The organism is Nocardioides panzhihuensis (assembly GCF_013408335.1).
Taxonomy (GTDB): Bacteria; Actinomycetota; Actinomycetes; order Propionibacteriales; family Nocardioidaceae; genus Nocardioides; species Nocardioides panzhihuensis.
Map to the genome: position 1 here is coordinate 177,531 of NZ_JACBZR010000001.1, position 26,286 is coordinate 203,816.

Here is a 26,286-nt window from a genome sequence, read left to right on the forward strand (position 1 = left end):
GACACGATGACCGTCACCTCCGAGAAGCACGCGCTCGACGCCGAGACCGACGAGGAGTTCCGCGCCCGGCTGCGCGACTTCCTCGCCGACAGCTCACCAGGCCCGCGACCGAAGGACCCGGGCGAGAAGGTCGCCTGGACGAAGGCCTGGCACGCCACCCTGGTCGACCACGGCTACGCCGGCCCGTCCTGGCCCCGCGAGTACGGCGGCATGGACCTGCCCTTCGCGCGCCAGGTGATCTACCAGGAGGAGATCGCCCGCGCCAGGGTCCCCGGCCCGCTCGGCACCGGCCTGGGCATCGTCGCGCCGACCATCATCAAGTACGGCACCCCTGAGCAGAAGGAGCGCTGGCTGCGCCCGATGCTCCGCGGGGACCTGGTCTGGTGCCAGGGTTACTCCGAGCCGGAGGCCGGCTCAGACCTGCCGGCGCTGCGTACCACCGCCCGTCGCGAGGGCGAGGAGTACGTCGTCAACGGACAGAAGGTGTGGTGCTCGGCCGGCGTGATCGCCGACGTTTTCTTCACCCTCGTACGAACCGGCACCCCGAAGTCGCGACAGAAGGGCATCACGTACCTGATCATCGACCGGCACGCCCCTGGCGTGACCGTTCGCCCGCTCAAGGACCTGGCCGGGGGCGCGGTCTTCGCCGAGATGTTCTTCGATGACGTACGCGTCCCGGTCACCGACCGGATCGGCGAGGAGAACGAGGGCTGGCCGCTGGTGCGGACCTCGCTGGGTCATGAACGCGCCGCCGGCGCGATGAATCAGGCCGCCACCTACCGCCGGATCCTGTCCGAGCTCGTCGACCTCGCCCGTGAACGCGGCCTCACCGTCGACCCGCTGGTGCGCGATCGGCTGACCGACTTCGAGATCCGGGTCCGGCTGATCCGCTACAACGCCGAGCGGATCATCTCCGGCATCCTCACCAAGGGCGAGCCGGGCGCCACCTCCTCGGTCTCCCGGCTGATGATCACCGCCTTCGAGCAGGATCTGCACGAGTTCGCCGTCGACATGCTCGGCCCCGACGGGATTGTCTTGAAGGCATCGGACCAGGCCGTCCAACGCGGCCGGTGGCTGCAGGGATTCCTGATGACCCGCGCCTCGACGATCGGCGCAGGCACTGCGGAGATCCAGCGCAACACCGTCGCCGAGCAGGTGCTGAAGATGCCGTACGACCCGGCGATGCCGCCGCGATGAGCGCCGTGACATCGCCCGTCGAGGGCGTCGATCTGGCGGCGGTCGCGCGCTGGATGGACGGTGCAGGGATCGGCTCAGGTCCGATCGCCGACATCGTCGCCATCAGCGGAGGCACTCAGAACGTGATGGTCCGGTTCACCCGAGACGGCGCGGGCTACGTGCTGCGCCGTGGCCCGCTGCGCCTGCGGCCGGCCAGCAACAAGGTGATCACCCGTGAGACCCGTGCCCTGCGCGCCATGGCCGGCACCGACGTCCCGCACCCCCGCTTGATCGCGGCCTGCGAGGACCCTGGCGTGCTCGGCGACGCCGTCTTCTACCTGATGGAGCCGATCGACGGCTTCTGCGCGGGCCAGGGGCTGCCCGAGCTGCACGCGAACGGTGCGGGCGTACGCCACCAGATGGGCCTCGAGCTCGCCCGGGCCGCCGCGACCTTGGCCGCCGTCGACCACGTCGCGGTCGGTCTGGCGGACTACGGTAGGCCCGACAGTTTCCTGGAGCGGCAGGTGCCCCGGTGGCGCTCCGAGCTAGCCTCCTTCGACGCTCTCGACGGCTACCCCGGTCCTGCCATTGGTGACGTCGACGGCGTCGCGGGCTGGCTCGACGAGTATCGACCCGTCACCTGGACCCCGGGAATCCTGCACGGCGACCTGCACGCATCCAACGTGATGTTCTCGCGCGCCGGGCCCGAGGTCGTCGCCGTCGTCGACTGGGAGATGTCGACCATCGGCGACCCCCTACTCGACCTCGGCTGGCTACTGGCGACCTGGGATCTGGGCGATGCCAGCCGCGACTTCGGTGGCTGCCTGATGGAGGCGGGAGACATCGCCACGCACCAGGAGCTGATCGCGGCATATGCCGAGACCGCGAAGGGGGGCCGCGCCGACCGCGACCTGTCCCGGATCGACTGGTACATCGTGCTGGCCTGCTTCAAGGCAGGGATCATCCTGGAGGGCACGCACGCCCGCGCCTGCGCCGGGCTGGCGCCCGTCGAGACCGGCGACCGACTTCACCACGCCGCTGTCCGCCTCTTCGAGCGGGCACAGCACATCATCAACGCCTGAGGGCCTAGGAGAGGAAATAGTGATCGACTTCGAGATCCCCAAGGAGACCGCCGAGCTGGCAGAGCGGGTCCGGGCATTCGTGACCGAGAAGATCGTGCCTTATGAGAAGGACCCGCGGCTGACCGTGCACGGCCCGACCGAGGACCTGCGGGACGAGCTGGTCGAACTGGCCCGCAAGGAGGGTCTGCTCACCCCGCAGGCCCCGGTCGAGTATGGCGGGCATGGTTTCACCCACCTGGAGCAGGCGGTGATCTTCGAGGCCGCCGGCTGGTCGACGCTCGGCCCGGTGGCGATGAACTGCAACGCGCCTGATGAGGGCAACATCTTTCTGCTCTCCAAGATCTGCACTCCCGAGCAGATCGAGCAGCACCTGGTGCCGATGATCGAGGGCCACACCCGCTCGGCGTTCGCGATGTCCGAGCCCGACGGGGCCGGCTCGGACCCCGCGCTGCTCTCCACCACCGCGGTCCTCGACGGGGTCGACTACGTGATCAACGGCCGCAAGTGGCTGATCACCGGCGCTGAGGGCGCCCAGACGTGGATCATCATGGCCGACCTCGTCGACGTCGGCCCGACGCTGTTCCTGTGCACGGGTGACACCCCCGGCATCGTGATCGAGCGGGTCATGGACACCATGGACCGCAATTATGTCGGTGGCCACAGCGTCGTGCTCTTCGAGGACCTGCGCCTCCCGGCCTCCGCTGTTCTCGGGGAGCCGGGCCAGGCGATGCGCTATGCCCAGCTACGGCTGGCCCCGGCCCGGTTGACCCACTGCATGAGGTGGCTGGGCGCTGCCTCGCGGGCCCAGTCGATCGCGGTGGACTACGCCAAGCGGCGTACGGCATTCGGCAAGCCGATCGGCGAGCACCAGGGTGTCGGCTTCATGCTCGCCGACAACGAGATCGCTCTGCAGCAAGCCCGACTGATGATCTGGTGGGCCTGCTGGACCCTCGACCGCGGTGAGCGAGGCCGCCACGAGTCCTCCATGGTGAAATCCTCGGTCTCCGAGGAGCTCTACAAGGTCGCCGACAGATGTGTCCAGGTGCTCGGCGGCATCGGCATCTCCGATGAGACCCCGGTCGGGATGATCTTCCGCGACCTGCGCGCCTTCCGCCTCTACGACGGCCCGACCGAGGTTCACAAGTTCGCCATCGCCCGTAGGATCCTGAGCTGAGCCGCCCGATGACCTTCGTGACATATGCGTACGACGCTGGTCTGGCTCGGATCACGCTCGCCGACCCCGACCACGGCAACTGCATCCACCCCGAGGCGGTCGCCGAGCTCCTCGAGGCCGTACACCGCGCCGAGAGCGATCGCGCACGGGTCATCCTGCTCGCTGCCGAGGGGCGGTTCTTCTCCGTCGGCGGGGACTTGGCTGGGTTCGCCGGCGCAAATGACATGGCGGCATACATCGAAAGGCTCGCCAATTCCCTGCACCGCGTGATCAGCGCGCTGCAGCGTTCAGAGGCCGTGGTCGTGTGCGCGGTGCAGGGCCCTGCCGCCGGAGCCGGGTTCCCACTCGCCGCCGCCGCTGACGTCGTCGTGGCGGTCGAGTCGGCGCGGTTCAGCCTTGGATACGGCAATGTCGGACTGAGCGTGGACGGCGGCAGCAGCCTCTTGGTCAACACGCTGGGGCTGCACACCACGCTGCGCATCTCCTTGCTGGGCGACTCACTCACCGCGCAGGAGGCCTACGAGGCCGGGCTGGTGACGCGGGTGGTCGCCGACACCGAGCTCAGCGGCGGTGTCGACAGGGTCGTCACCCGGCTGCTGTCGCTCCCCGCCGGCTCCCAGGCCGCGACCAAGCAGCTCGTCCGTGAGGCCGCGGGGCCGGCTCCGGAGTGGGCCCTGCGACGCGAGGCGCGCAGCATCCGCATCCGCGCCGGGACCAAGGACGCCCGGGAGGGTGTCACGGCGTTCCTCGACAGGCGTAGACCGAGCTTCGTTCACGACTGACCTTGGCGCCGCTCTGATCGAGCGTTGAGTGAACCATTGGAGAGGCGGGGAGAGCCTTCCGTGTTGCCGGCTGGCTCGAGCGCGTCTGTCAGATCCGGCGACCCGCGATGAACACCGCGCGTACGTGTTCAGCGCTAGGGCTCTGCAGCGCCGTCGCGAGCGGACGGTCCAAGAGCACCAGGTCGGCGGCACCGCCGACCTCGATCTGCTGCGGCGTACCGCCCGGATCGTCGGCCGGGGCAAGGTAAGCCGCGAGCGCGGCGGCGGGCGTGATCGTCTCGTCAGGGCCGAGGGCCTCCCCGTCCGGAGTACGTCGATGGGCTGCCGCGGCGATCACCTGCCACGGATCCACCGGTCCGTAGGGTGCATCGCTGGAGAGCGCGACGGGGATGCCGACGTCGAGCAGGGAGTGGCAACGGTAGAGATCGCCGTGCTCGTCGGCAGGTGTCCCGGCTGCGAACCGGTCGCCACGGTCGGCCAGGAACCCGGGCTGCGTCACCACGCGCAGGCCGCGCTCGGCGAGCATCGGCACGACCTCGGGAGGCACGACGGCCGCGTGCTCGACCCGGTCACCGGGGAGGCGTCCGGCCTCGTCCAGCGCGGCCAAGAACAGGAGCAGCGAGGCTGTCGTGACACTGTGCGCGGCGACCGGGCGGGAAGCGACGTGGGCGGCACGGATCTCGGCGACCAGCTGGTCGAGCTCGGGCAACCCGGAGTCGGCGAGGACGATCTTCCACGGGCCGGCGGCCAGACGAGACTCCCGCAGATCCGTGTCCAGCGGTGCCCCCAGCAGGGTCACGTGCTGCGAGAGGTCACCCGAGGACAGCGCGGTCCGGATCAGGTCGAGGTGGCTTCGGTCGAGGCGTGGGGTGGCGTCGGTGACCGAGGTGATCCCGAGAGTGGCCAGACGGCGACCGGTCTCGCGCAGCGACACGGGCGGCGAAGCGGGGAGGCGGCTACGCAGCCAGTCGTCAGCACGCCACAGTCGACCGATCGGGTCTCCTGTGGGACCGCGCTCGATGCCCGGGTGATCAGCCGAGGCAAGGTCGAGGGAGCTGAGCGCAGCCGAGTTGAGGAACCACACCGCACCGCTCGCATGCTGGATCCGCACCGGACGATCAGCATGGACCTGGTCGAGCACCTCGGCGTCGAGCGGCCCTGCCACATCCTCGTGATAGCCGACACCGCGTACCCATCCGTGCGCGTCGCCGTGAGCAGCGCCCAGTGCCTCCGCGAGGCCGTCTTCATCCCTCACCGCGGACGGTGTGCACCGTACGGATCCAAGGTCGGCGGCCATCGCCAGCAGGTGGAGATGGTGATCAGTGAGACCCGGCAGAAGGGCGCCGCCGCAGCCGTCCACGATCTCGGCTCCGCGGTCGTCGAGGACTGGCCCTATGGCATCTATCCGGCCATCAAGAGTGCGTACGTCGACCCGCTTGCCCGCGACCTCGACGTCACGCAGCAGAAGGCTCATCGGAGGACCTCGACGTTGTCGGCGCCGAGCACGCCAGCGGCATCCACCGATACCCGGGCCACGGGCTCCGCCACAGGAAACGATCCGGCATCACAGTCGACCCACCACATCGCACCCTCACGGCGTACGACGTGAGGCGCCGGCTCCCCGTCGGCGACCGAGGCGGCCACATGGTGCATGGAGACGTCGACGAGACGGGCCGTGGGGGAGGCGAGGGCCTCCTCGGCAGCCACTGCGGCAGCGACGCCGGCCAGCGGATCCGCGAGCGCGTCGCCACACGGTACGACGGCGTCATCGACGCGGACCGCCAAGCCTGCGCCGACCGCTACATCGTCGCCGAAGCCGATCAGCTCGGCGTGCCGTCCGTGGGCGGTGATCGAGAGCCATGATGTTCCGTCCGCGACCACCTCGGCGGCATCGATTCCGAGCTGGCGCAGAGCGCGGGGACGGGATGCCTCGACGACCAGGTCAGCAGAGCGCACCAGCTCCCGCAGCCGGGCCACATCTGCCGGGTCACCGAAGTCGAGGGCGACCATCCGGTGCCCGGCGTGCAGCAGGTCGAAGAACCGGGGCGGCCCGCGGCGAGCCCCTTCGGGCCGGCGCGTGCTCTCCACCTTGACCATCTCGGCGCCGCCGGCCGCCAGCAGATGCGCACACAGCGGGCCGGCCCACAGCGAGGTCAGGTCGAGGATGCGCGGACGATCCGACGGCTTACGCCGTGACCCGCCCTCGGTGACGAGCACCGGTTCACGCGTGGGCCCGGGCAACGACGAGGCGGTGGCCAAACCGAGGAGCTGTGCGCGATCAGCGGCCTGCTCGGTCGGAAGCAGGCTTGCCCAGGCGGTGAGCGCGAGCCACGGATCCCCGGCGACGTCACCCTCGACGAGTGCCGGCACCAGTGACAGGTCGTCGGTGCGCGCCAAGGAGAGCCCCAGCCAGCCGTCAGTCGTTCGCATCGTCCGGAAGGCCCCGCCGCAGGACCACGGAGCGTTGCGGGTGAACCCTGCGATCGCGGCACGCTCCCCGAGCAGGCGTACGTCGGGGAGCGTGGGTCGCCCGCCCGAGCGTGACTCGGCGAGCTCTGCCACGCGGCCCAGTGACTCCCGGACGAACGACGCCGCGCGCCCCGGCGCCGCCGTCGGTGGACCGTCGGTACTACCTGTCAACGCCATCGCACCGGAGGCCGCCCAGTCGCGCAGGGCTTCGGCCCGCGCGGCTGCGGTCGGCTCGGCGGTCGCGGGCCGGGCGTCGTCGCGCGGTGCCTCAGGCGCGGGCATCGACGAGCCCCCAGGCCAGGGCGGTGTCGAGGTCGAGCGGCCGGTTCGTCAGTGCCATGTGGGCCGTGCGCCAGCGCCCGACCCGACGGGTGATCGACACGGTTCCACCGGCCCCCGGGATCAGTCCCATGCCGAGCTCGGGGAGCTGGAACCATGTCCCGTCAAGTGCCTCGATCCTGCCGGCGAAGGCAGGCACCTCTATCCCGGCGCCGATACAGGCACCGTGCAGCTCGACCCGCATCCGGGTGCCCAGTCGTGCTCGCAGCCTGTGAATGGTCAGGCCCGCGCTCTGCTGCAGCCGGACCAGGTGGGCTGCTGCAACGTCGGGGGTCGAGCCGAACTCGGCGAGGTCGCCTCCACTGCAGAACGACGGCCCGTTCCCGGTCAGCACGACCTCGTGCAACGACTCATCGTGCGCCGCGATCGCGAGGGCATCGAGCAGTGCGTCGCGTACGCCGCGGCCGAATGCGTTGTGGCGCTGCGGCCGGTTCAGGACCACTGAGAGGTGATCGTCGGTGCGGGAGACCAGCACCGGCTCGTCGCCGTCCGGTGGTAAGGCGCCGACCGGCGTCGTCGCCCGCCAGGTCCGGAACTCGGGGCCCGCAAGCAGGGTGGAGTAGGCCAGCGACTCGACCACGAGCCCGTCCGCCACCTCGGCCCGGGAGGTCGCGCCAAGCACGCCGGCAAAGGTGATCGCGGCCAACGGAGCCGAGGCAACAGTCTCCGCCATCCGGTCCAGATCGCCCGGCGAGCCCGCGTGCCAGGACCGACCGGGCGCGTCGGGGGCGAGAGTCGTGGTGAGGGCATCGAGGACCGGCGCTGCTGCGACGGGCAGGGGCGCCGTCGCGTGACCGAGCAGGACCGGCGTACGCGCGGCCGTCAGTCGCTCCGCCACGCGTCTCGCAAGCGACCAGTCGGCGCCGTCGAGATCCACGACGACGAGCGGCCGCACCGGGCGCCCTGCGGGGTCGAGCTCGAGATCGCCGGCGCCGTCGAGCAGCTCTTCGAGTCCGAACGTCTCCACGCTCCGCAACGTAGCAGCGAAGGCGCGTTCCTCGATGACGTCCCGTAGATCGCGCCCGATGCTCTGGCATGGCTCCTCTTGTCCGGGCTCGTGCACCATGTCATAGTAAGCGCATAATCAGATAACTGATACACCGATATGTCACCCGCCCGTCCTGACAGGGGAAGCACATGACCAACGCCGTGATCGTCGACATCGTCCGCACCGGATCAGGCAAGGGGAAGCCGGGCGGGGCGCTGTCGGGAGTCCATCCCGGGGGTCTGCTCGCGCGGACATTGTCCGCCCTCGTCGAGCGCAACGACCTCGACCCGGCGATCGTCGACGACGTGATCGCGGGGTGTGTCGGCCAGGTCGGCGACCAGGCGTTCAATATCGCCCGCACCGCTCTTCTCACCGCTGGTTTCCCCGAGAGCGTCCCCGGCACCACGGTCGACCGGCAGTGCGGTTCGAGCCAGCAGGCGGCGCACTTCGCGGCCCAGGGCGTGATTGCCGGCGCCTACGACATTGCGGTCGCTTGCGGCGTCGAGTCGATGAGCCGGGTCCCGATGGGCGCCAGCGCCGTCGGCGGCGACGGCTATGCGCCGCTGGCCGACCGCTATCCCGAGGGGCTGGCCCACCAGGGGGTGGGCGCCGAGCTGATCGCCAGTCGGTGGAAGCTGGGTCGCGAGACGCTCGACGAGTACTCCGCACGGTCTCACCAGCGCGCCGCCGCCACCGCGGCTGCGGGTGGCTTCGCCCGGGAGATCATCCCGGTCGACCTCGGCGACGGGCGCAGCCACATCAGCGACGAGACCGTCCGGGCGGCCACGACGCCCGAGGGTCTGGCTGGACTGAACCCCTCCTTCGTGGACCCGGCGTTCACAGCGCGCTTCCCCGAGATCGACTGGATGATCACTCCGGGCAACTCCTCGCCGCTGACCGATGGTGCCTCGGCCGCACTGATCATGAGTGAGGAGAAGGCAGCCGAGCTGGGTCTGACTCCCCGAGCCCGGTTCCACACGTTCTCGGTGAGCGGCAGTGATCCACTGCTGATGCTGACCGGTGTCATTCCGGCGACGCAGAAGGCATTGCGGCGCTCAGGCCTGAACATCGACCAGATCGACGCCTACGAGGTGAATGAGGCATTTGCGCCCGTTCCCCTCGCTTGGCAGGCAGAGTTCAACGCCGATCCGGAGAAGCTGAACCCCCGCGGCGGGGCGATCGCCCTGGGCCATCCGCTCGGCGGCTCGGGCCTGCGCCTGATGGCCACCCTGCTCAACCACCTCGAGGACACCGGTGGCCGCTACGGCCTCCAGACGATGTGCGAGGGCGGTGGCATGGCCAACGCCACGATCATCGAGCGCCTCTGACCACGCGTGACCCGACCTCACCCTCTACAGAAAAGGAACATCATGAACCTCAACGGCAAGGTAGCCCTCGTCACTGGCGGTGCCTCTGGACTCGGTCTGGCCACCGTCAAACGGCTGCACGATGCCGGCGCCTCCGTGGTCATCGTCGACCTGCCCTCGTCAGCAGGGGAGAAGGTCGTGGCCGACCTCGGCTCCAGGGCCACCTTCGCGCCGGCCGACGTTCAGGACGAGGCGCAGGTGCAGGCCGCGCTCGACGTTGCCACCGGCCTCGGCCAGCTCGCCGTCACCGTGAACTGTGCCGGGATCGGCAACGCGATCCGCGTGGTCGGCAAGGACGGCAGTCCCTTCCCGCTGGCGGACTTCCGCAAGATCATCGACGTGAACCTGGTCGGCACGTTCAATGTGATCCGACTCGCCGCTGCGGCGATGGTCGCCCACACGGACGCCGACGGTGAGGAGCGCGGTGTCATCGTCAACACGGCATCCGTCGCGGCCTACGAGGGGCAGGTCGGTCAGACGGCGTACTCCGCCTCCAAGGGTGGAGTCGTCGGCATGACCCTGCCGATCGCGCGCGACCTGGCCCAGCACAAGATTCGCGTGGTCACCGTGGCTCCGGGCCTCTTCCTGACGCCACTGTTCGAGACTCTCTCGCAGGAGTACATCGACTCGCTCGGCGCCCAGGTGCCGCACCCGGCGAGGCTGGGCAGCCCGGACGAGTTCGGCGCCCTGGTCGGCCACATCGCGGAAAACCCGATGATCAACGGCGAGGTGATCCGCCTCGACGGTGCCATCCGCATGGCTCCGCGCTGATCCACCGTGCGTGACGGCCGGGCGGCCGCTCGCGATGGCCGCCCGGCCTCGGTTTTTCGGAAGAGTCATTGCCTTAATAAGTTATATGATTCTATTATTGTGATGCACGCCACACCATGCGTACCGACATCCACCAGTGTTTGGAAGGAACCCCGATGACCAGCCAGTCCGTAGGCAGGGGCCCGCTCGCCGGGCTCGTCGTAGTCGACGTCTCGACCACCCTGCCGGGGTGCCAGACCAGTCAGTTCCTCGCTGATGCCGGCGCCGACGTGATCATGGTCGAGCCACCCGGTGGCAACCCGATGCGGCGCGACCCGGGCTGGCCGGCACTGCTTCGCACCCGACGCAGCATCACCCTCGACATCGAGAACGACGAGGGCGACCTGAACACCCTCCGCGGCCTCCTGGCGCAGGCAGACGTGCTGGTCAGCACCATGCGCCCCACGACGGCCGAACGGATCGGCTTCACCCCTGATGCGCTCGCCGAGAAGTTCCCCCGCCTCGTGGCCGCGATGGTCACCGGATGGGGGATGGAGGGCCCTTTCCGCCACTACAAGGGCTACGAGGCTCTGATCAACGCGCGGTCCGGGCTCATGCACTCCAAGCGTCAGCTCAAGCTGCGACCCGGCCCGGCCTACGTCACCACCCCGTACGCCTCCTTCGGCGCGTCCCAGGGAGCAATCCAGGGGATCCTCGCCGCACTCCTCGAGCGCGAGAGCAGTGGCCTCGGCCAGGCTGTCGAGTCGAACCTGGTCCGCGGAGTGGCGGCGTACGACACCTACAACCAGTTCTACGAGCTGGTACTGCACCGCTACCCGGGTGCCTACCAGCCGATGGACACCGCCTACGACGACGAGGGCTATCCGCAGGCGTACCTCATCTATGCACTCCTGATCGCCGCCACCAAGGACGGCACCTGGCTGCAGTTCGCCCAGACCGCGCCTCGTCTGATGCAGGCCTGGCTCGTCGAGCTGGGTGTAGCCGCCGACCTGGCCGACCCGAAGTGGGAAGGCTTCCCGATGCTGCCCACCAAGGAGCTGCGCACCGAGTGGTGGGACAAGATGCTCGCCAAGGTGTCCGAGCGCACGCTCGAGGAGTGGCAGCACACGTTCGAGACCAACGGAGACGTGAGCGCCGAGACCTACCGCAGCCCCACCGGTTCGTTCGACCACCCGCAGGTCGTGCACGACAAGCGTGTGGTCGTGGTCGAGGACCCGGAGCTCGGACCGGTGCGCCAGCCCTCCAGCCTGCTCCACACGGCCGACGGACCCCTTGCTCGGTTCCTGCCCGCTCCGCGGGTCGGCGAGCACGCCGACGAGCTCACCGCGCTGGCCGCGAAGATCGTGGACGCCGTGAGTCCGGCCGGGGCGAGGCCCGACGGCCTGCCGCTCGAGGGCATCACCATTGTGGAGTTCGGCGTGATGTTCGCCGGGCCGTTCGGTGCGACCCTGCTCACCGATCTCGGCGCGCGTGTGATCAAGATCGAGACCCTCCAGGGCGACCAGATCCGCAACCTCGTCGCCTTCCCTGAGGCGGGCGGAGCCAGGGTGCTGCAGGGCAAGGAGTCCCTCGCTGTCGACCTCGGCAGCGAGGACGGACTCGCGATCGTGCACGAGGTGGTCAAGAGTGCCGATGTGGTCCTCCAGTGCTTCCGTGCCGGCGCGGCAGAGCGGAACAAGGTCGACGAGGCCACCCTCAAGCAGCTCAACCCCGATCTGGTCTACCTCAGCGCACCGGGCTATGGCGTCGAGGGTCCCTACTCGACCCGGGCTGCCTATGCGCCGTCCATCGGCGCCGCGTCAGGCATCTCGGCGACCGACGCTGGTGGCCTCCCGCACAGCCCCACGGACATCGACGACCTGCACAGGAGTGGCCGGATGCTGCACGCGGCGGGTGCTTGCCCCGCCGTCCAGGCCGACGGTGCTGCGGCGCTCGGTGTCGGCACGTCGCTTCTGCTCGGCATCCTGGCTCGGGCCCGCGGCGTAGCTATGGACGGCATGGTGGCGACCATGCTCGGAACCGCGCACCAGGCGTTGATCACCTACAACGCCGACTACGAGGGCAAGGGCGAGACGCCACACCCGGATCCTGACTTCTACGGTCTGAACGCGCTCTACCGCCTCTACCAGTCCAACGACGGCTGGGTGTTCCTTGCCGCCCCTGAGGCCGACGAGTGGGACGACCTGGTCAAGGGGCTCGCTTCCCATGTCGACCTCGGTGCCGACGAGCGCTTCTCCACGCCTGAGCTGCGTGTGGAGAACGACTCGGACCTGGCCGAAGTGCTGGCCGGCGTCTTCGCCAAGGGCGCGAAACGGGACTGGGAGACCGACCTCACTGCGGCCGATGTCGGCTGCGTCCTCGTTGCCGAGGAGAACTGTGAGTGGGTCATCCAGGACGACGAGTTCTTCGAGGCCGGCTACTCCGTCGAGGCGGTCAGCCCGATCTTCGACGAGCACCGCCGTACGGCCCCGTTGACTGCCTTCTCACGTTCCCAGGTCCAGGCGCTGGCGGGCTGCACCATCGGTCAGCACACCAAGGCGATCCTGGCCGAGATCGGCTATGCCGAGGAGCGCGTGGTCGACCTGATCGAGCGCAAGGTGGTCGGAGTCTGATCCGCTCCGTCCGTACGCCGTGAGGGGCGCCGGGGCTCGTATCGTGCGAGTCCCGGCGCCCCTCACTTCAGGTGGCCTCTGTGGTCGGTCCGCCGACCGCTCACTCGAAGAGCTCGACGACCTTCTTGTCATGGCCGTCGTACATGAAGAGGTACTTCGCGGCCACCTCCATGTGTGTGCGCCAGTGGGCGGCTGCCCCGTCGGCGTCCTTCGCCTCGACCAGATCGACGAGCTTGGAGTAGGAGCGGGCGGTCTTCTGGAATCGCGCCTTCTCCCAGGAACGGCTGGTCAGGTCCGCGGCGATGTTGATCCTGAAGTGCGTGGCGGCGATGTCGGCGAGCACCGCGCCCTGGATGCCCAAGGTGACGTTGCCGCACCGCTGCAGGATCAGCTCATGGAAGTGGTAGGTCGCCTGGGACCAGCGCGAAGCGTCCGGGAAAGCCTCTGGGCCGGCCTCGACGATCTGGTTCACGTGGTCGACGGCCGCACGCAGGTCGGCGAGGTCTTGCTTGGTCCGGGACTTGGCTAGGAGGCCGGCGCACACCGGCTCGGTCGCCATCCGCGCGTCGTAGACGTCCTTGATGGTCGCTCCCTGCAGCTGCAGGAGGAGACCGACGTGGCGGGCGGCGATGCCCGGGTCTGGCTCGAGGACCTGGGCGCCGCCGCGGGAACCACGGCGTACGCCGATGAGGGATTCCGCCTCCAGAATGCGGAAGGCTTCGCGCAGCGTCGGACGGGAGACGCCGAACTGCTCCATCAGATGCACCTCGGCCGGCAGTGTCTGGCCCGGCTTGAGCTCACCCTTGACGATGCGGTTGCGCAGATGGGTCGCGATCAGTTCTGCCGTCTTGGGGGCACGCATGACGGTGCCGACGCGGGCGATGGGCGCAGCCACGGTGCCATTGGTCGAGGCCTTCGGTTCAGACATGCAAATCATGTTACCGCGTTAACTGTTTCAAGCGCTTGTGCCGCGTGCCGGGAGTGTGAAGTGTGTCATGGTGCGCATTTTGGCAACCAAGAGTAAGATCATTAAACTGAATCAATGCGGGTGAAGGTGGTGGCAATGGGTCTGCTGGCGACGAGCTGTCGGCCTGCCCTGGCCGACGGGGTAGTCCTGTGACCATCGAAGTCCCGGATGAGCTGGCGGCCAGGGGGCCGGCGCTCTCGGCTCCGCCACGTCGCCCGGGCTCGATCCGGCGTACCAGCACGATCGACAGCACCTGGTCGGGAGGCTTGGGCGGCGACCTAGTCCAGCACGGCCGGGCTCGTGACCTTCTCACGGATGCCGATGGCGCGGCCACCGTGCTTGCAGAGGAGTCCATGCGACTCCTCGTGGGGCCCGACCGTCGGATTGCCGAGATCGCGGGGCCGCCTCGGAAGCCGGATCTCCTCGGGTTGGTCGGAGCTCCGACGGGCAGTGGATACCGGGCTGTGCTGGCCGAGACGGAGCCCGACGAGGTGGACGCGGCAACTCCGCTGCACCTGCTCCTCGACGACATCCCAGGGGCCGTCCTGGTCTCCGGCTTCGCCTTCTCCAAGTGGGTGCCGATCGACAAGCTGCTCGGGCCGCCAGGGCGACGCAACCTGAGGGTGATGACCGGAATCTGCACCGGATTCCAGCCGGGTTCGAGCGGGTTGGCGCCGGACGGCACTTCCCGATGGACCCACCGAACCCGTGGGGTCGCGGAGATCGACTCCATCGACGATCCACTCGGTTGGCATGAGGTGACCGAGCAGACCGAGGTGTCGATGCGCCGCTCGCGCCGGATCGACGTCACCGTCGAGGCTGGCACCGTCCTCGTCGACTCCTTCTTCCAGGACTCGAGCACCCTTCCCGAGGGCGGTCGGCAAGCGGTCCACGAGTACACCCTCACGGCCGAGATCGACCTGGCTACACGGACGCTCCGGGCGGTCACCCCTGTGGCGCAGGTCCTGCCGTACCTCGAGTGCCCGCTCGCAGTGCGCAATGTCGATGTCCTCATCGGGCTTCCGCTACGTGAGCTCCGTCCAGCGGTCCTCGACCTGCTCAAGGGAACCGCTGGGTGCACTCATCTCAACGACGCGCTTCGCGCCCTGGCCGACGTGCGCGTCCTTGTCGACAGCCTCGAAGCCATCAGCAACTGAGCACGACCACACCAACGGAGAGAAGTTATGACAGAAGCACTCATCGTCAGTGCAGTACGCACACCGATCGCCACGTCCTACAAGGGCAGCCTGCGCGATACTTCACCCGAGGAGCTCGCCGCGATCGTGGTCCGCGAGGCCGCGGCGCGCTCGGGACTCGAGTCGGACGCCTTCGATGACGTGATTCTCGCGGAGTCGCTCGCCGGAGGCGGAGACATCGCCCGCTGGGCCGCGCTGGCCAGTGGAATGCCCCGCGTGCCCGGGCAGTCGGTCAACCGACACTGTGCCGGCAGCCTGACCGCGGTCGGCAATGCCGCGGCCTCGATCCGAGCGGGCATGGACTCCGCGGTCATCGCCGGCGGTACGCACTCCTACTCGATGAATCCGACAGTCACGTCACGGGTCCCGGGCCAGGAGGAGCCGGTCGTGGGCATGCGTCCGTCCTTCCCCTACTACGACGGGGCCAATGACGATGTGACCCTCTCAGTCGGTTGGAACGTCGCCAACGAGGTCGACATCACCCGCGAGGAGATGGACGCGTGGGCGTTCCGCTCCCACCAGCGGGCAGTGGCCGCGATCGATGCCGGCCAGTTCGTAGATGAGATCGTCCCTGTCCCGGTCACCCTCGACGGCAACTCGTTCGACTTCTCGGTCGACGAGCACCCGCGCCGCAGCTCCACGCCCGAGAAGCTTGCCGGCCTTGGCCCGCTGCACCCCGAGATCGACGGTTTCTCCATCACCGCCGGCAACGCGTCCGGTGTCAACGATGCGGCATCCGCGCTGGCCATCGTCAGCGACGAGCGAGCCCGCGAGCGCGGACTGACCCCGCTCGCGCGTATCCGCGCCTGGGGCGCGGTCGGAGTGCAGCCCCACCTCACCGGCCTTGGTGGCGTCGACGCCATCCCGCTGGTGCTCAAGCGAGCCGGCATCGACGTCGCAGATGTCGACCTGTGGGAGATCAACGAGGCGTTCGCCTCGGTCCCGGTCGCGGCCGTGAAGCAGCTCGGCATCGATGAGGCCAAGGTCAACCCGTGGGGCAGCGGCTGCTCGCTCGGTCACCCCATCGCCGCGTCCGGCGGTCGGATGCTGGCCACCTTGGCCCATGAGCTTCACCGCCGGGGCGGCGGCATCGCCGTGGCGTCGATGTGTGCCGCCGCCGGTCAGGGTGGCGCCGTGGTCATCGAGGCCGTCTGACCCTCCTGCACCTGGATGCCCGGGACCCGTCGTACGAACAGGCGGGTGCCCGGGCATCACTCATCGCGGCCGGGCGTCCCGGGCCGGGCCCATCAGTCGATGCTGCTGACCGGGGCCTCGAGCAGCCCCACCCAGCCGTCGACGTAGATCTCGAGCTGTGCCTCGGTCACGTCGTGGAAGCTGCGGGCACGCTCACCGAGCAGGTTGAGGACACTGTTGTAGAGCATGAAGACGCGCCCGCGGCGGACCCGGTCGGGAAGATCGCTGAGTGCGGACTCGACGTACTGCTCGACGCCGTCCAGCGAGGAGATGCCGCTCGGTCCGGCCTTGCCGAGGCGCTGGCGCTGGTCAGGGTCGTCGCTGAGCCGGGCAAGGAGGGGCACGAACATCTCGCCCTCCCGGATGCTGGTTGCGAAAGGGCGGACCATGAGCCACACCGCCCCGCGGACGTCGAGCTCGCCACCCTCAGGCAGGAGCTCGGCAAGAAGGCGTTCTCGCTGGGCCGCCAGCCCAGGCTGGCGGTGCTCCAGGATCGCTTGGATCAGCCCGTCCCTGGAGCCGAAGTGATAGCCGATCACCGAGGAGTTGGACTGACCGGCCGCCAGCTGGATCTGCGCGATCGTGACGCCCTCGAGCCCGCGAGTCGCGAACAGCCTCTCTGCAACCTCGATGAGGAGGACCCGGGTGGCCTCGCCGGCAGAGTGTCGACGCTTGGTGGGTGCTGGGGTACTGGCCATGAATAGAAAGATAATGGATCCCCATTAAAAATCCTAGACATCTGAATCAGTTAGTGGAATCATCTATATCGCTGGGCGACCACCGACCTGCCGCACAGCAGCCCCGATCTGTTGGAGACGACCATGACCAAGATGTGGACCAACTCCGGTGACTCGCACTTCCTCGAGCCCGAGGACGTGTGGAGCTCCCGGCTTCCCAAGAAGCTCGCCGACCTGACCCCGATCTCGCAGAAGGACCCTGACGGCGAGTGGGAGACGGTCAGCGTCGATGGCCAGACCTTCCGCCGCAAGCTGCCCTCGTCGGCCGCGGTCCAGTTCGTCGAAGAGAGCCACAAGCCGCAAGGCGTCCGCGACCCGCGCGCCCGGCTGGCGGACCTCGATAAGGAAGGCGTCTGGGGCGAGGTCATCTTCCCGAGCCTGGGCATGTGGGCCTCGACGTTCCGCACGCCTGAGCTGCTCAAGGCCTGCATGCGGGCCAGCAACGAGTACGCGCTCGAGGAGCTCGTGCCCGTCTCCGACCGCTACATCGTCACCGGCCAGGTCTCTACTCTTCGCGTGGAGGACGCCGTCTCCGAGATCGAGTGGCTGGCCGAGAACGGATTCAAGACCGTCTTCCTGCCGACCACACCGCACCCGTCGGCACCGGACTGGCACCGCGACGACTGGGAGCCGTTCTGGGACATCTGCGACAAGGCCAAGATCATCCCCGCCTTCCACATCGGGACCGACCCCGTTGACATGACCTCGGGTGGGGCCGGCGTGGTCTACCGCGGCCCCGGCGGCGCCGTCATGAACTACACAGAGACCACGTTCTCCGGGCAGCGTGCCGCGATGAAGCTGGTCGGCGGAGGCGCGCTCGACCGCCACCCGGACCTGAACATCCTCATCTCCGAGGGCGGCGCCACCTGGATCCCGTTCCTCGGTGACCGCCTGCTCGAGGGCTACCGCCAGCACCACATGGCCGTGCGCCCCAAGCTCAAGCGGGACCCGAAGGAGATCCTGATGTCCCAGGTCTATGCCTCCTTCCAGCATGACGAGACCGCCGTTGCGGCGCACGACGCGATGGGCTACAAGAACGTCATGTTCGGCTCGGACTACCCCCACATGGAGGGCACCTTCGGGCACACCCAGAAGACCCTCGAGGGCCTCTTCGCCGGCGCCTCGCCGGAGACCACGCACCGCATCACCCAGGGCGCCTTCTACGAGCTCTTCCCGCACGTGCCGCCGGTTCCCGAGTCCACCGACGCGATCCAGGGCTGAGCGCGTGGCATCCAACGGCCTGCGCGACGTCGCCATCGTCGGCGTCGGCGCCACTCCCTATTACAAACGGGGTGAGTCGGTCCCCAAGACGACCACCCAGCTCGCGTGCGAGGCAATCCTCGCGGCCTGCGAGGACGCCGGCATCAACGTCAAGGAGATCGACGGCTTCGCCTACTACTCCGGCGCGGGCGCCGGCTACGGCGACAAGATGGACACCGCAGACTTCATGGAGACGCTCGGCATCCCCGAGGTCACCTTCACCGCGTCGCTCACCTCCGGTGGCGGCGGCTCTGCGGGGTCGATCGGTCTCGCCCGTGCGGCCATCGTGGCCGGTGACGCCACCGTGGTGGTGTCCGTGATGGCGCTGCAGCAGGCCAAGCAGCGTCTGGGCACGGTCTTCTCGGCTGTGGCGCCGGACCCGATCAACTCGTTCCTCCAACCCTCCGGGCTGGCCGGACCGGGACACCTGATGTCGGTGCTCGCGCGTCGTCACATGCACCAGTACGGCACCCGGCGCGAGGCATTCGCGGAGATCGCGATCTCCAGCCGGAACAACGCGCTGAACCGGCCCAAGGCCCGGATGAAGAAGCCGTTGACCCTCGAGGACTACTTCAACGCGCGGATGATCGCCGAGCCACTGTGTCTCTACGACTTCTGCCAGGAGACCGACGGTGCGGTCGCGGTGATCACCACCAGCATGGACCGGGCCAGGGACCTGAAGCAGAAGCCGGTTCCGGTTGTCGCGGTGTCCCACGGTGGCACCCGTGACTGGGGTCGAGCCTTCGCCTGGTTCGGGATGCCGGACGAGACCTTTGCATCCTCGGGCAACAAGCCGATCGCGGACCGCCTCTACAAGCAGGCCGGCGTGACGGCCCAGGACATCGACGTGGCCCTGCTCTATGACCACTTCACCCCGATGGTCCTCATGCAGATCGAGGACTACGGGTTCTGCGAGAAGGGCGAGGGTGGCGGGTTCGTGGAGAGTGGAGCCATTCGCTACTCGGCAGACCGCAAGGCCGGAAACATTCCGGTCAACACCCATGGTGGCCAGCTCTCCGAGGCCTACATCATCGGAATGACCCACATCCTCGAGGGAGTCGAGCAGATGCGCGGCACCGCGATCAACCAGGTCAACGACGCCGAGCTCGCGCTCGTCACCGGCGGCCCGGCCAGCCTTCCCGTCAGCGCACTGATCCTGGGGCGTGACTCATGAGCACGAAGACCCTCGCCACGGCGCTGCCGTCCGAGACAGTCCATATCACCACCAACCCGGTCACCGAGCCGTTCTGGCAGGCGGCCAAGGAGCGGCGACTCACGGCCGCCCAGTGCGCGGTCTGTGGCGCCTTCCGGATGCCACCGACTCCGTTCTGCCCCGAGTGCCAGTCGGACTCGATCGCCTGGCCGGAGCTCTCCGGCGCTGCGACGCTCTACAGCTTCGCGGTAGTCCACGGGTTCCCGGGCCTCCCGGACATCACCCTGGTGTCGGCGGTCGTGGACCTGCCTGACGCGCCAGGGGCACGACTGATCAGCAACATCATCGACATCGACCCGGACGAGGTGGAGATCGGAATGTCCCTCACCGTGGACTTCCACCCCATCTCCGACGACTGGCTGCTGCCCGTCTTCCGGGCATCTGGAAAGGAGTGACCGACATGTCCGACCATGACGAGGACAACTCGCTGCACGAGAAGCCGCTGGAGTTCCTGCAGTCGATTGCGAACACCGGTGGCTACTGCGACGGACAGGCGATCATCCCTGATGAGCATGGCGTCTACCGCTGCTGGTGCTCCTGCGGTCAGTGGGACATCGAGGCCTCCTCGACCGAGGAAGGCCTGCATGCGGCTCGGATTCACACCGGCAGCGTGCCTGCGTGACATCTGTGAACGAGAAGCATCCCGTCCCGTCTCCGATCGATGACCCGACCCTCGGGCTGGGCTCGGCGGAGCCGGGTGGGTTTCCGCAGGTGGACTCTTGGACCCTGCCGGCCGCACCCGAGGACGATCCCTACGGCGACATGGTGGCCAACCTCCGCTCGTTCCTGGACCACGTCGCCGCGGCCAAGCCGGATAACGCGACCGTCGCCGAGCTGGCCGGGGACCTCGCCGCGTGGCGCGCACGCCTGGCGCCGATGAGCGTCTCCGAGCGGGAACAGGTCTTCGCCCACCGGACCGACCTGCCAGGGCGCGGGCAGACTATGTCGCCCAACTTCGCCATCGAGGGCGGCGACCGAGACGGGGTCTGGGGCACCGTCACGTACGGCCGCTATTACCTCGGTGGCAACGGTGCCGTCCACGGCGGTGCCATCCCGCTGCTCTTCGACGAGGTGCTCGGCCGCTTGGCCAACTCCGCGGGGCGCAGCCCGTGCCGTACGGCGTATCTCCACACCGATTTCCGTGCCATCACGCCCGTCGGCCGGCAACTGTCGGTGCGCGGCTGGTTCGTCTCCGAGGAGGGCCGCAAGCGCGTCGTGCGCGCCGAGCTGAAGGACGGCGACACCCTCTGCGCGGAGGCCGAGGGCCTCTTCGTCGCACTCAACCCCGGCCAGCCCTGATTCTCGACTGGCCCGACAGATCCACGGAGATTCCCGTCATGACCCTCGATGTGGTCCGCCCTGCCCCGCACACCGATCACACGCTCGGTCTGGTCCCGTCGCCTCCGGTGCCGAACCCGGTCCCCGGATGGATCGAGCCGGACGGAGCCCGCGATGGATATCGCGAGCTGCTGGGCTCCGTGAACCGCTTCCTCGACCTGCTCGCCGCGGCCCGGCTCGACGAAGCGGGCAACCGCACGCTCGCCGCCGACCTGGATTCGCTGAGTGGGCAGCTCGCGAACCACTCGGTCTCCGAAGACGACCAGGTCTTCGCCCGACGCAGCGACCTGCCGTCTCGTGGGCAGACCCTCTGCCCGACGTACGTCGTTCATGAGGCGACGGCGGACACTGCGCGTGCCGCCATCACCTTCGGGCGCTATCACCTCGGTCGCAACGGTGCCGTGCACGGCGGATCCTTGGCCCTGGTCTTCGAGGACTTCATGGGCCAGTTGGCGATCCTGGGTGGCCGCACCTTCGCTCGCGCTGCCTACACCCATGTCGACTATCGATCCGTAACTCCGGTTGGAGTCGAGCTGGAGCTCCGGGGATGGTTCGTCTCCGAGGAGGGCCGCAAGCGGGTCCTTCGGGCCGAGCTCCGGGATGGCGACCGGGTCTGTGTGGAGGCGGAGGAACTGGTCATCGAGCTGCGCCCCGGCCAGGCCTGAGCCTGTTCGTACAGTCGCGTGAGGCAACTCTCACTCTCACCAGAAACAGTTCAATTGTCTATATGATTAACTTCATGGAATCGAATCGCTGCGGGAGGCCGTGGCAGGGAAGGACGGACCATGAAGATCGGCATGCCGATGGCATACTCCGGAGGATTCAACGAGACAGTCGAGGAGCTACGTGAGTTCGAGGCCGTAGGGCTCGACATCGTGCTCCTCCCCGAGGCCTACACCTTCGACTCGGTGAGTCAGCTCGGCTTCGTGGCTGCGAGGACCTCGACCCTCGAGATCGCCACCAGCATCCTCAACATCTACTCACGCACGCCCTCCCTCCTAGCGATGACCGCAGCCGGCATCGACTATGTCTCGGACGGCCGCTTCGTCCTGGGCATCGGTGCCTCCGGCCCCCAGGTCGTGGAGGGTTTCCACGGCGTCAAGTACGACGCCCCGCTCGGTCGCACCCGCGAGGTCGTCGACATCTGCCGACAGGTGTGGCGCCGCGAGAAGGTCGAGCACCACGGCAAGCACTACGACCTGCCGTTGACCAAGGAGCAGGGCGGCACCGGTCTGGGCAAGCCGCTGAAGCTGATCAACCTTCCGGTGCGCTCGAGCATCCCGATCGTGCTCGCCGCACTCGGCCCCAAGAACGTCGAGCTCGCGGCCGAGATCTGTGAGGGATGGGAACCCATATTCTATCTACCGGAAGCTGCCGGGGCCGCGTTCGGAGAGGCTCTCGCAGCGGGTGCCGCGAAGCGGCCCGCCGACCTTCCGCCGCTGCAGATCCTGGTCGACACCAAGGTCCTGATCAGTGAGGACGCCGACGTCATCGCTGCCGGAGAGCAGCAGGTGCGGGACCACCTTGCCCTCTATATCGGCGGCATGGGCGCGAAGGGAAAGAACTTCTACAACGACCTGGCCGCGCGTTACGGGTTCGGCGATGCGGCCGCGACGATCCAAGACCTCTTCCTGTCGGGCAAGAGGGCCGAGGCTGCCGGTGCGGTGCCTCCTGAACTGGTGCACGGCGTAGCCCTCATCGGAGCGCCGGGTCACGTCGCTGAGCGTGTCGCGGCGTTCGCCGAGAGCGGTGCGACGACGCTCAATGCCACGCCTCTCGCTGCGACCCACGAGGGCCGCGTGAAGGACGTCGCTCTCCTCAAGGAGTTCGCGTCATGAGCACTCTCACCGGACTCACCATCACCGTTCTCGGCGGCACCGGCCCGCAGGGCGGTGGTCTGGCCAGGCGCTTCGCCGCGGCAGGGCTGCGAGTCGTGATCGGCAGCCGCACGGCTGACAAGGCGCAGGCTGCGGCGGCGAAGCTTGCCTCGGTCACCGGAGGAGCCGTCACGGGTACGGACAATGCTCGCGCGGCCGCGGCGGGTGACGTCGTGCTGGTCGTCGTGCCCTGGGGTGGGCATGCCGAGATGCTCAAGGAGTTGGCGCCGGACCTGGCCGGAAAGGTCGTCGTCGACTGCGTGAATCCCCTCGGCTTCGACAAGCAGGGCGCCTATCCGCTCCACGTCGAGGAGGGGTCGGCGACCCAGCAGGCGGCAGAGCTATTGCCGGAGAGCACGGTCGTGGGCGCATTCCACACCGTCAGTGCCGTCCTGCTCGACGCGCCCGATGAAGAGAGTGTCGACACCGACGTTCTCGTGCTCGGGGACGAACGTGAGGCGACCGACCTGGTCCAGGCGCTCGCCGATACGATCCCGGGCGTTCGCGGTGTATACGCCGGGCGTCGTCGCAATGCCCATCAGGTCGAGGCGCTGACTGCGAACCTGATCAGCATGAACCGCCGCTACAAGGCGCACGCAGGAGTGCGGGTAGCCGACATCTGAGCGACACGCAGTCGCGCACCTGGCCGGTTCCTCCCGGACCAGGTGCGCGTCGGCATGCGTGGCTGGCTCAGGTGCGACGGAGGCGCAGCAGGCCCTCCTGTGCTGTGGATGCGCAGAGTCGACCGGAGCGGTCGAAGATCTCGCCGTAGCAGAGCGCACGCGCCGAGCCGGCCCAGCGGCTGGTCATGTCGTAGAGGAACCATTCGTCCACTCGCATCGGCCGGTGGAACCAGATGATGTGGTTCACCGTGGCGAACTGCATGCCCTTCTGGAGGGTCCTCCGGTGTGGCCCGAGGGACGTCGAGAGCAGGAGCATGTCGGAGGCGAAGGCGAGCCCGGCGACCTGGGACAGGTCGTCGTCGGGGATCGCCTCTCTGCTCCGTAACCAGGCTCGTTGTCGCGGGTCGCCCACGACGCCTCCGGCGGCGCGGCTCCTCGTCGGGAGCTCGGGAAATCGGAACTCGAAGCCGGACATCTCTTCCAGGTTCTGGATCCAGGCCAGGTTCTCCCCGGGAGGGAGCATCTCCGCCGGCAGTGAGAGCTCCTCAGGTGCTGGTGAGCGAACCTCTCCGACCTGGTGCTCCAGCCCCGCCTCCGGCTTCTGGAACGAGGCGGTCATGGTGAAGATGACGCGATCGCCCTGGGCCGCATCGACCGAGCGTGTCGTGAACGACCCGCCGTCCCTCACGTCCCTAACCCTGTAGTCGACCGGAAGGGAGGTGTCGCCGGGGAGGAGGAACCACGTGTGCGCCGTATGGATGCTCCGGTCCTCGGGGACGGTGAGCGCGGCCGCATGGATGGCCTGGGCGGCGACCTCGCCACCGAAGGATCGGGTGCTGGGACCCGGATGCGCAGGACCCCGGAACTCGCGCTCCCCAAGTCGTTCGGGGCTGATCCGCTGGGCCACGGTCAGCCGCGGCAGGGTGTCGTCGAGGGTCATGGGTAAACAGTATTAACAGTTAACTGTATTGGCAATGTTCATCAGTGCAGCCCGCCGTCGACCCGGATCAGGGCGTCGGTGGTGTAGGACGAGGCCGGACTGGCCAGGTAGAGCGCTGTCGTGACGACCTCCTCGGGTTGACCGGGTCGGCCGATGGAGCTGTTGGTCCGCTCTCGGGCCTCGGCGGGCCAGGCGTCCGCGATGTCGGTGAGGAACGGTCCGGCGGAGATGGTGTTCACACGCACCGTCGGGCCAAACTCCTTGGAGAACGCCGTGGTCAACGCGTTCAGTGCGGCCTTGGACGCGGCGTACGTGCCGAAGAGCGGGTCGGGGTGGAGCGCGCCGGACGACGACACGTTGATGATCGAACCACCGTTGCCGGCAACGATGCGCTGACCGACCAGCGCGGAGAGCCGGAAGGGGCCCTTGAAGTTGACCCCGACGACCTTGTCGAACAGCTCCTCGGAGGTCTCTGCCGACGAGGGCGCGAGGGGTGACATCCCGGCGTTGTTCACGAGCACGTCGATCTGGCCGAATGCGGCGTACGCCGTCTCCACCAGGGCGTCGATGCCGGCCCAGTGGCCGACGTGACAACCGACCGCCAGAGCGCGGCGACCGATCCCTTCGACCTCTTCGGCGACAGCCTCGCAGGCCCCGACCTTCCGGCTCGTGATGACTACGTCGGCCCCGGCCCGTGCGAACGCAAGGGCCATCTCCCGGCCCAGGCCGCGCGAGCCGCCAGTGACCAGGGCGACCTTGCCGGTGAGGTCGAATGGGTGTGCTGGCTCCGTGGTGCTCACAGACCGAACTCCTGCAGGGCGGCGGAGTGCTTCTCGCGAGCTGCCGAGAGTCGGGTGGGGACGTGCTCGCTGGGAAACAGACCCTCGGCAGGCTTGTAGCCGCGAAGCACCTGCTTGGCGACCGTCATCTGGTGCACCTCGGTCGGGCCGTCGGCCAGTGCGAGCTGGGGGACCGAGGCCCACCAGTGCGCCAAGGGCGTCTCGAGCGTGGTGCCCAGCGACCCGTGCATGTGGAGCGTGCGCTGGATGATGTCGTGCATCACCCGGCTCATCTGGACCTTGCACATGGCGATGTCGGTGCGCGCGGCACCGTGCGGCAGGTGGTCGATCTTCCAAGCGGTCTGGAGCACGAGCAGGCGGAACTGTTCGAGCTGGATCCACGAGTCGGCGATGACCTGCTGCACGGACTGCTTCTTCGCCAGCGTCTCGCCCTGGGTGGTTCGCGACAGGGCGCGCTCGTTCATCATGTCGAAGGCCCGTCGGCAGACCCCGACGGTGCGCATCGCATGGTGCACCCGCCCGCCGCCGAGGCGGGACTGGGCGACCTTGAAGCCCTCGCCGGGGCCGCCCAGCATTGCGTCGAACGGGACCCGGACCTGGTGGTAGCGGACGTAGCCGTGGATGCCCTCGTCCAGGTCGTCGCGCTCGCCCAGCACGGACACGTTGCGGATGATCTCGATTCCTGGCGTCTCAGCCGGCACGACGATCATCGACATCCGCTCGTAGGGAGCTGCGTTGGGGTCGGTGACGGCCATGACTATGAAGAACGACGCGTAGCGGGCGTTGGAGGAGAACCACTTCTCGCCGTCGATCACCCAGGAGTCGCCGTCGCGCCGGGCGCTACAGATGAACTCCTTCGGGTCCGAGCCGGCCTGGGGCTCAGTCATGGAGAAGCAGGAAACGATCGTGCCGTCGAGCAGGGGCTGGAGGTAGCGCTGCTTCTGTTCGTCGGTCCCGTACATCGCCAGGATCTCGGCGTTTCCCGTGTCGGGCGCGGCGGTCCCGAAGACGGTGGGGGCCCAATAGGAGCGGCCGATGATCTCGTTCATCAGGCCGAGGGCGAGCTGTCCGTATCCGGGGCCGCCGAGCTCCGGGCCGAGGTGGCAGGCCCAGAGCCCCTGCGCCTTCACCTGCTCCTGGAGTGGCGCGAGGATCGCACGAGAGGCTTTGTTGTTCACATCGTACGGATCGCCGCCGTGCGGGAAGAGCAGGTCGAGCGGCTCGCACTCCTCGCGTACGAATCGCTCCATCCAGTCGAGCTTGGCCTGGAAATCCGTTTCGGTGGAGAAGTCCCACATCTTGCACTCCTTGACAGGGCGGATCGGATTCCTGCAATCTAGAACGAAATTCTGCATATTTCAATACATGATTCTGAAGAGGT

General features: G+C 68.3%; 25 protein-coding genes. 17 read left to right on the top strand and 8 right to left on the bottom strand.

What is annotated here, in order from left to right:
* Positions 1 to 6 precede the first annotated feature (6 nt).
* Genes BJ988_RS00800 through BJ988_RS00815 form a run of 4 tightly spaced genes read left to right on the top strand, consistent with a single transcriptional unit; the run spans position 7 to position 4,214 of the window.
* Positions 7 to 1,197 (top strand): acyl-CoA dehydrogenase family protein, encoded by a 1,191-nt coding sequence (locus BJ988_RS00800; RefSeq protein WP_179656232.1) that lies wholly within the window; start codon positions 7 to 9, stop codon positions 1,195 to 1,197.
* A complete protein-coding gene (locus BJ988_RS00805) occupies positions 1,194 to 2,258 on the top strand; it encodes a phosphotransferase family protein (RefSeq protein ID WP_218860487.1) in 1,065 nt (354 codons plus the stop codon). Before BJ988_RS00800 ends, BJ988_RS00805 begins: the two co-directional genes overlap by 4 nt.
* 19 nt (positions 2,259 to 2,277) lie before the next feature.
* The gene (locus tag BJ988_RS00810; RefSeq protein ID WP_179656233.1) at positions 2,278 to 3,432 is read left to right on the top strand and encodes an acyl-CoA dehydrogenase family protein; all 1,155 of its coding nucleotides are present in this window, start codon (positions 2,278 to 2,280) and stop codon (positions 3,430 to 3,432) included.
* A gap of 8 nt (positions 3,433 to 3,440) precedes the next feature.
* Complete coding sequence (locus BJ988_RS00815; protein ID WP_179656234.1) at positions 3,441 to 4,214, top strand: enoyl-CoA hydratase/isomerase family protein; 774 nt, start codon at positions 3,441 to 3,443, stop codon at positions 4,212 to 4,214.
* An 88-nt stretch (positions 4,215 to 4,302) separates the two neighbouring features.
* Here BJ988_RS00815 and BJ988_RS00820 read toward each other — a convergent pair whose 3' ends face one another.
* From BJ988_RS00820 to BJ988_RS00830, 3 genes are read right to left on the bottom strand one after another with little or no spacing between them, the layout of a single operon-like run.
* Positions 4,303 to 5,688 carry an amidohydrolase family protein gene (locus BJ988_RS00820; RefSeq protein ID WP_179656235.1) on the bottom strand — a complete coding sequence of 462 codons (1,386 nt, stop codon included), beginning with the start codon at positions 5,686 to 5,688 and terminating at the stop codon, positions 4,303 to 4,305.
* Positions 5,685 to 6,965: a CoA transferase gene (locus BJ988_RS00825; RefSeq protein WP_218860489.1), complete on the bottom strand. Its 1,281-nt coding sequence runs from the start codon at positions 6,963 to 6,965 to the stop codon at positions 5,685 to 5,687. The genes BJ988_RS00820 and BJ988_RS00825 overlap by 4 nt, the downstream gene beginning before the upstream one ends.
* Positions 6,952 to 7,989: an enoyl-CoA hydratase-related protein gene (locus tag BJ988_RS00830; RefSeq protein WP_218860490.1), complete on the bottom strand. Its 1,038-nt coding sequence runs from the start codon at positions 7,987 to 7,989 to the stop codon at positions 6,952 to 6,954. The genes BJ988_RS00825 and BJ988_RS00830 overlap by 14 nt, the downstream gene beginning before the upstream one ends.
* Positions 7,990 to 8,159: 170 nt before the next feature.
* Between BJ988_RS00830 and BJ988_RS00835 the strand changes: the two genes are divergently transcribed.
* From BJ988_RS00835 to BJ988_RS00845, 3 genes are all read left to right on the top strand, one after another.
* On the top strand, positions 8,160 to 9,338 hold the full coding sequence (locus tag BJ988_RS00835) for a thiolase family protein (protein ID WP_179656237.1): 1,179 nt from the start codon (positions 8,160 to 8,162) through the stop codon (positions 9,336 to 9,338).
* A gap of 42 nt (positions 9,339 to 9,380) precedes the next feature.
* Positions 9,381 to 10,148: a 3-hydroxyacyl-CoA dehydrogenase gene (locus BJ988_RS00840; RefSeq protein WP_179656238.1), complete on the top strand. Its 768-nt coding sequence runs from the start codon at positions 9,381 to 9,383 to the stop codon at positions 10,146 to 10,148.
* 155 nt (positions 10,149 to 10,303) lie between these two features.
* Complete coding sequence (locus tag BJ988_RS00845) at positions 10,304 to 12,760, top strand: CaiB/BaiF CoA-transferase family protein (protein ID WP_179656239.1); 2,457 nt, start codon at positions 10,304 to 10,306, stop codon at positions 12,758 to 12,760.
* Positions 12,761 to 12,860: 100 nt separating this feature from the next.
* Here BJ988_RS00845 and BJ988_RS00850 read toward each other — a convergent pair whose 3' ends face one another.
* Complete coding sequence (locus tag BJ988_RS00850; protein ID WP_179656240.1) at positions 12,861 to 13,688, bottom strand: FadR/GntR family transcriptional regulator; 828 nt, start codon at positions 13,686 to 13,688, stop codon at positions 12,861 to 12,863.
* 188 nt (positions 13,689 to 13,876) lie between these two features.
* On the opposite strand from BJ988_RS00850, the gene BJ988_RS00855 reads away from it, so the two are divergent.
* Entirely contained in the window at positions 13,877 to 14,884 is a 1,008-nt protein-coding gene (locus tag BJ988_RS00855; RefSeq protein WP_343051375.1) for a DUF2889 domain-containing protein, read from the top strand.
* A 27-nt stretch (positions 14,885 to 14,911) separates the two neighbouring features.
* Positions 14,912 to 16,078: a thiolase family protein gene (locus BJ988_RS00860; protein WP_179656241.1), complete on the top strand. Its 1,167-nt coding sequence runs from the start codon at positions 14,912 to 14,914 to the stop codon at positions 16,076 to 16,078.
* Between the two features lie 92 nt (positions 16,079 to 16,170).
* Here BJ988_RS00860 and BJ988_RS00865 read toward each other — a convergent pair whose 3' ends face one another.
* Complete coding sequence (locus BJ988_RS00865) at positions 16,171 to 16,815, bottom strand: TetR/AcrR family transcriptional regulator (protein ID WP_179656242.1); 645 nt, start codon at positions 16,813 to 16,815, stop codon at positions 16,171 to 16,173.
* A 123-nt stretch (positions 16,816 to 16,938) separates the two neighbouring features.
* On the opposite strand from BJ988_RS00865, the gene BJ988_RS00870 reads away from it, so the two are divergent.
* From BJ988_RS00870 to npdG, 8 genes are all read left to right on the top strand, one after another.
* Positions 16,939 to 18,075: an amidohydrolase family protein gene (locus tag BJ988_RS00870; RefSeq protein ID WP_179656243.1), complete on the top strand. Its 1,137-nt coding sequence runs from the start codon at positions 16,939 to 16,941 to the stop codon at positions 18,073 to 18,075.
* Positions 18,076 to 18,079: 4 nt separating this feature from the next.
* The gene (locus tag BJ988_RS00875; protein ID WP_179656244.1) at positions 18,080 to 19,288 is read left to right on the top strand and encodes a thiolase C-terminal domain-containing protein; all 1,209 of its coding nucleotides are present in this window, start codon (positions 18,080 to 18,082) and stop codon (positions 19,286 to 19,288) included.
* Positions 19,285 to 19,722 (top strand): Zn-ribbon domain-containing OB-fold protein, encoded by a 438-nt coding sequence (locus tag BJ988_RS00880; protein WP_179656245.1) that lies wholly within the window; start codon positions 19,285 to 19,287, stop codon positions 19,720 to 19,722. The genes BJ988_RS00875 and BJ988_RS00880 overlap by 4 nt, the downstream gene beginning before the upstream one ends.
* 5 nt (positions 19,723 to 19,727) lie before the next feature.
* On the top strand, positions 19,728 to 19,949 hold the full coding sequence (locus BJ988_RS00885) for a hypothetical protein (protein WP_179656246.1): 222 nt from the start codon (positions 19,728 to 19,730) through the stop codon (positions 19,947 to 19,949).
* Positions 19,946 to 20,626 (top strand): PaaI family thioesterase, encoded by a 681-nt coding sequence (locus tag BJ988_RS31215; RefSeq protein WP_343051376.1) that lies wholly within the window; start codon positions 19,946 to 19,948, stop codon positions 20,624 to 20,626. Before BJ988_RS00885 ends, BJ988_RS31215 begins: the two co-directional genes overlap by 4 nt.
* Before the next feature lie 38 nt (positions 20,627 to 20,664).
* The gene (locus tag BJ988_RS00895) at positions 20,665 to 21,330 is read left to right on the top strand and encodes a PaaI family thioesterase (protein ID WP_179656247.1); all 666 of its coding nucleotides are present in this window, start codon (positions 20,665 to 20,667) and stop codon (positions 21,328 to 21,330) included.
* Positions 21,331 to 21,450: 120 nt separating this feature from the next.
* Entirely contained in the window at positions 21,451 to 22,503 is a 1,053-nt protein-coding gene (locus BJ988_RS00900; protein ID WP_179656248.1) for an LLM class F420-dependent oxidoreductase, read from the top strand.
* Complete coding sequence (npdG, locus tag BJ988_RS00905; RefSeq protein WP_179656249.1) at positions 22,500 to 23,165, top strand: NADPH-dependent F420 reductase; 666 nt, start codon at positions 22,500 to 22,502, stop codon at positions 23,163 to 23,165. Before BJ988_RS00900 ends, npdG begins: the two co-directional genes overlap by 4 nt.
* 67 nt (positions 23,166 to 23,232) lie before the next feature.
* On the opposite strand, the gene BJ988_RS00910 is transcribed toward npdG, so the two are convergent.
* The 3 genes from BJ988_RS00910 to BJ988_RS00920 are packed head-to-tail and all read right to left on the bottom strand — an operon-like array spanning position 23,233 to position 26,203.
* Entirely contained in the window at positions 23,233 to 24,105 is an 873-nt protein-coding gene (locus BJ988_RS00910; RefSeq protein WP_179656250.1) for an acyl-CoA thioesterase, read from the bottom strand.
* Between the two features lie 41 nt (positions 24,106 to 24,146).
* Positions 24,147 to 24,905, bottom strand: a complete 759-nt coding sequence (locus BJ988_RS00915; RefSeq protein ID WP_179656251.1) for a glucose 1-dehydrogenase — start codon at positions 24,903 to 24,905, stop codon at positions 24,147 to 24,149.
* On the bottom strand, positions 24,902 to 26,203 hold the full coding sequence (locus BJ988_RS00920) for an acyl-CoA dehydrogenase family protein (RefSeq protein WP_179656252.1): 1,302 nt from the start codon (positions 26,201 to 26,203) through the stop codon (positions 24,902 to 24,904). The genes BJ988_RS00915 and BJ988_RS00920 overlap by 4 nt, the downstream gene beginning before the upstream one ends.
* Between the last annotated feature and the right edge of the window lie 83 nt (positions 26,204 to 26,286).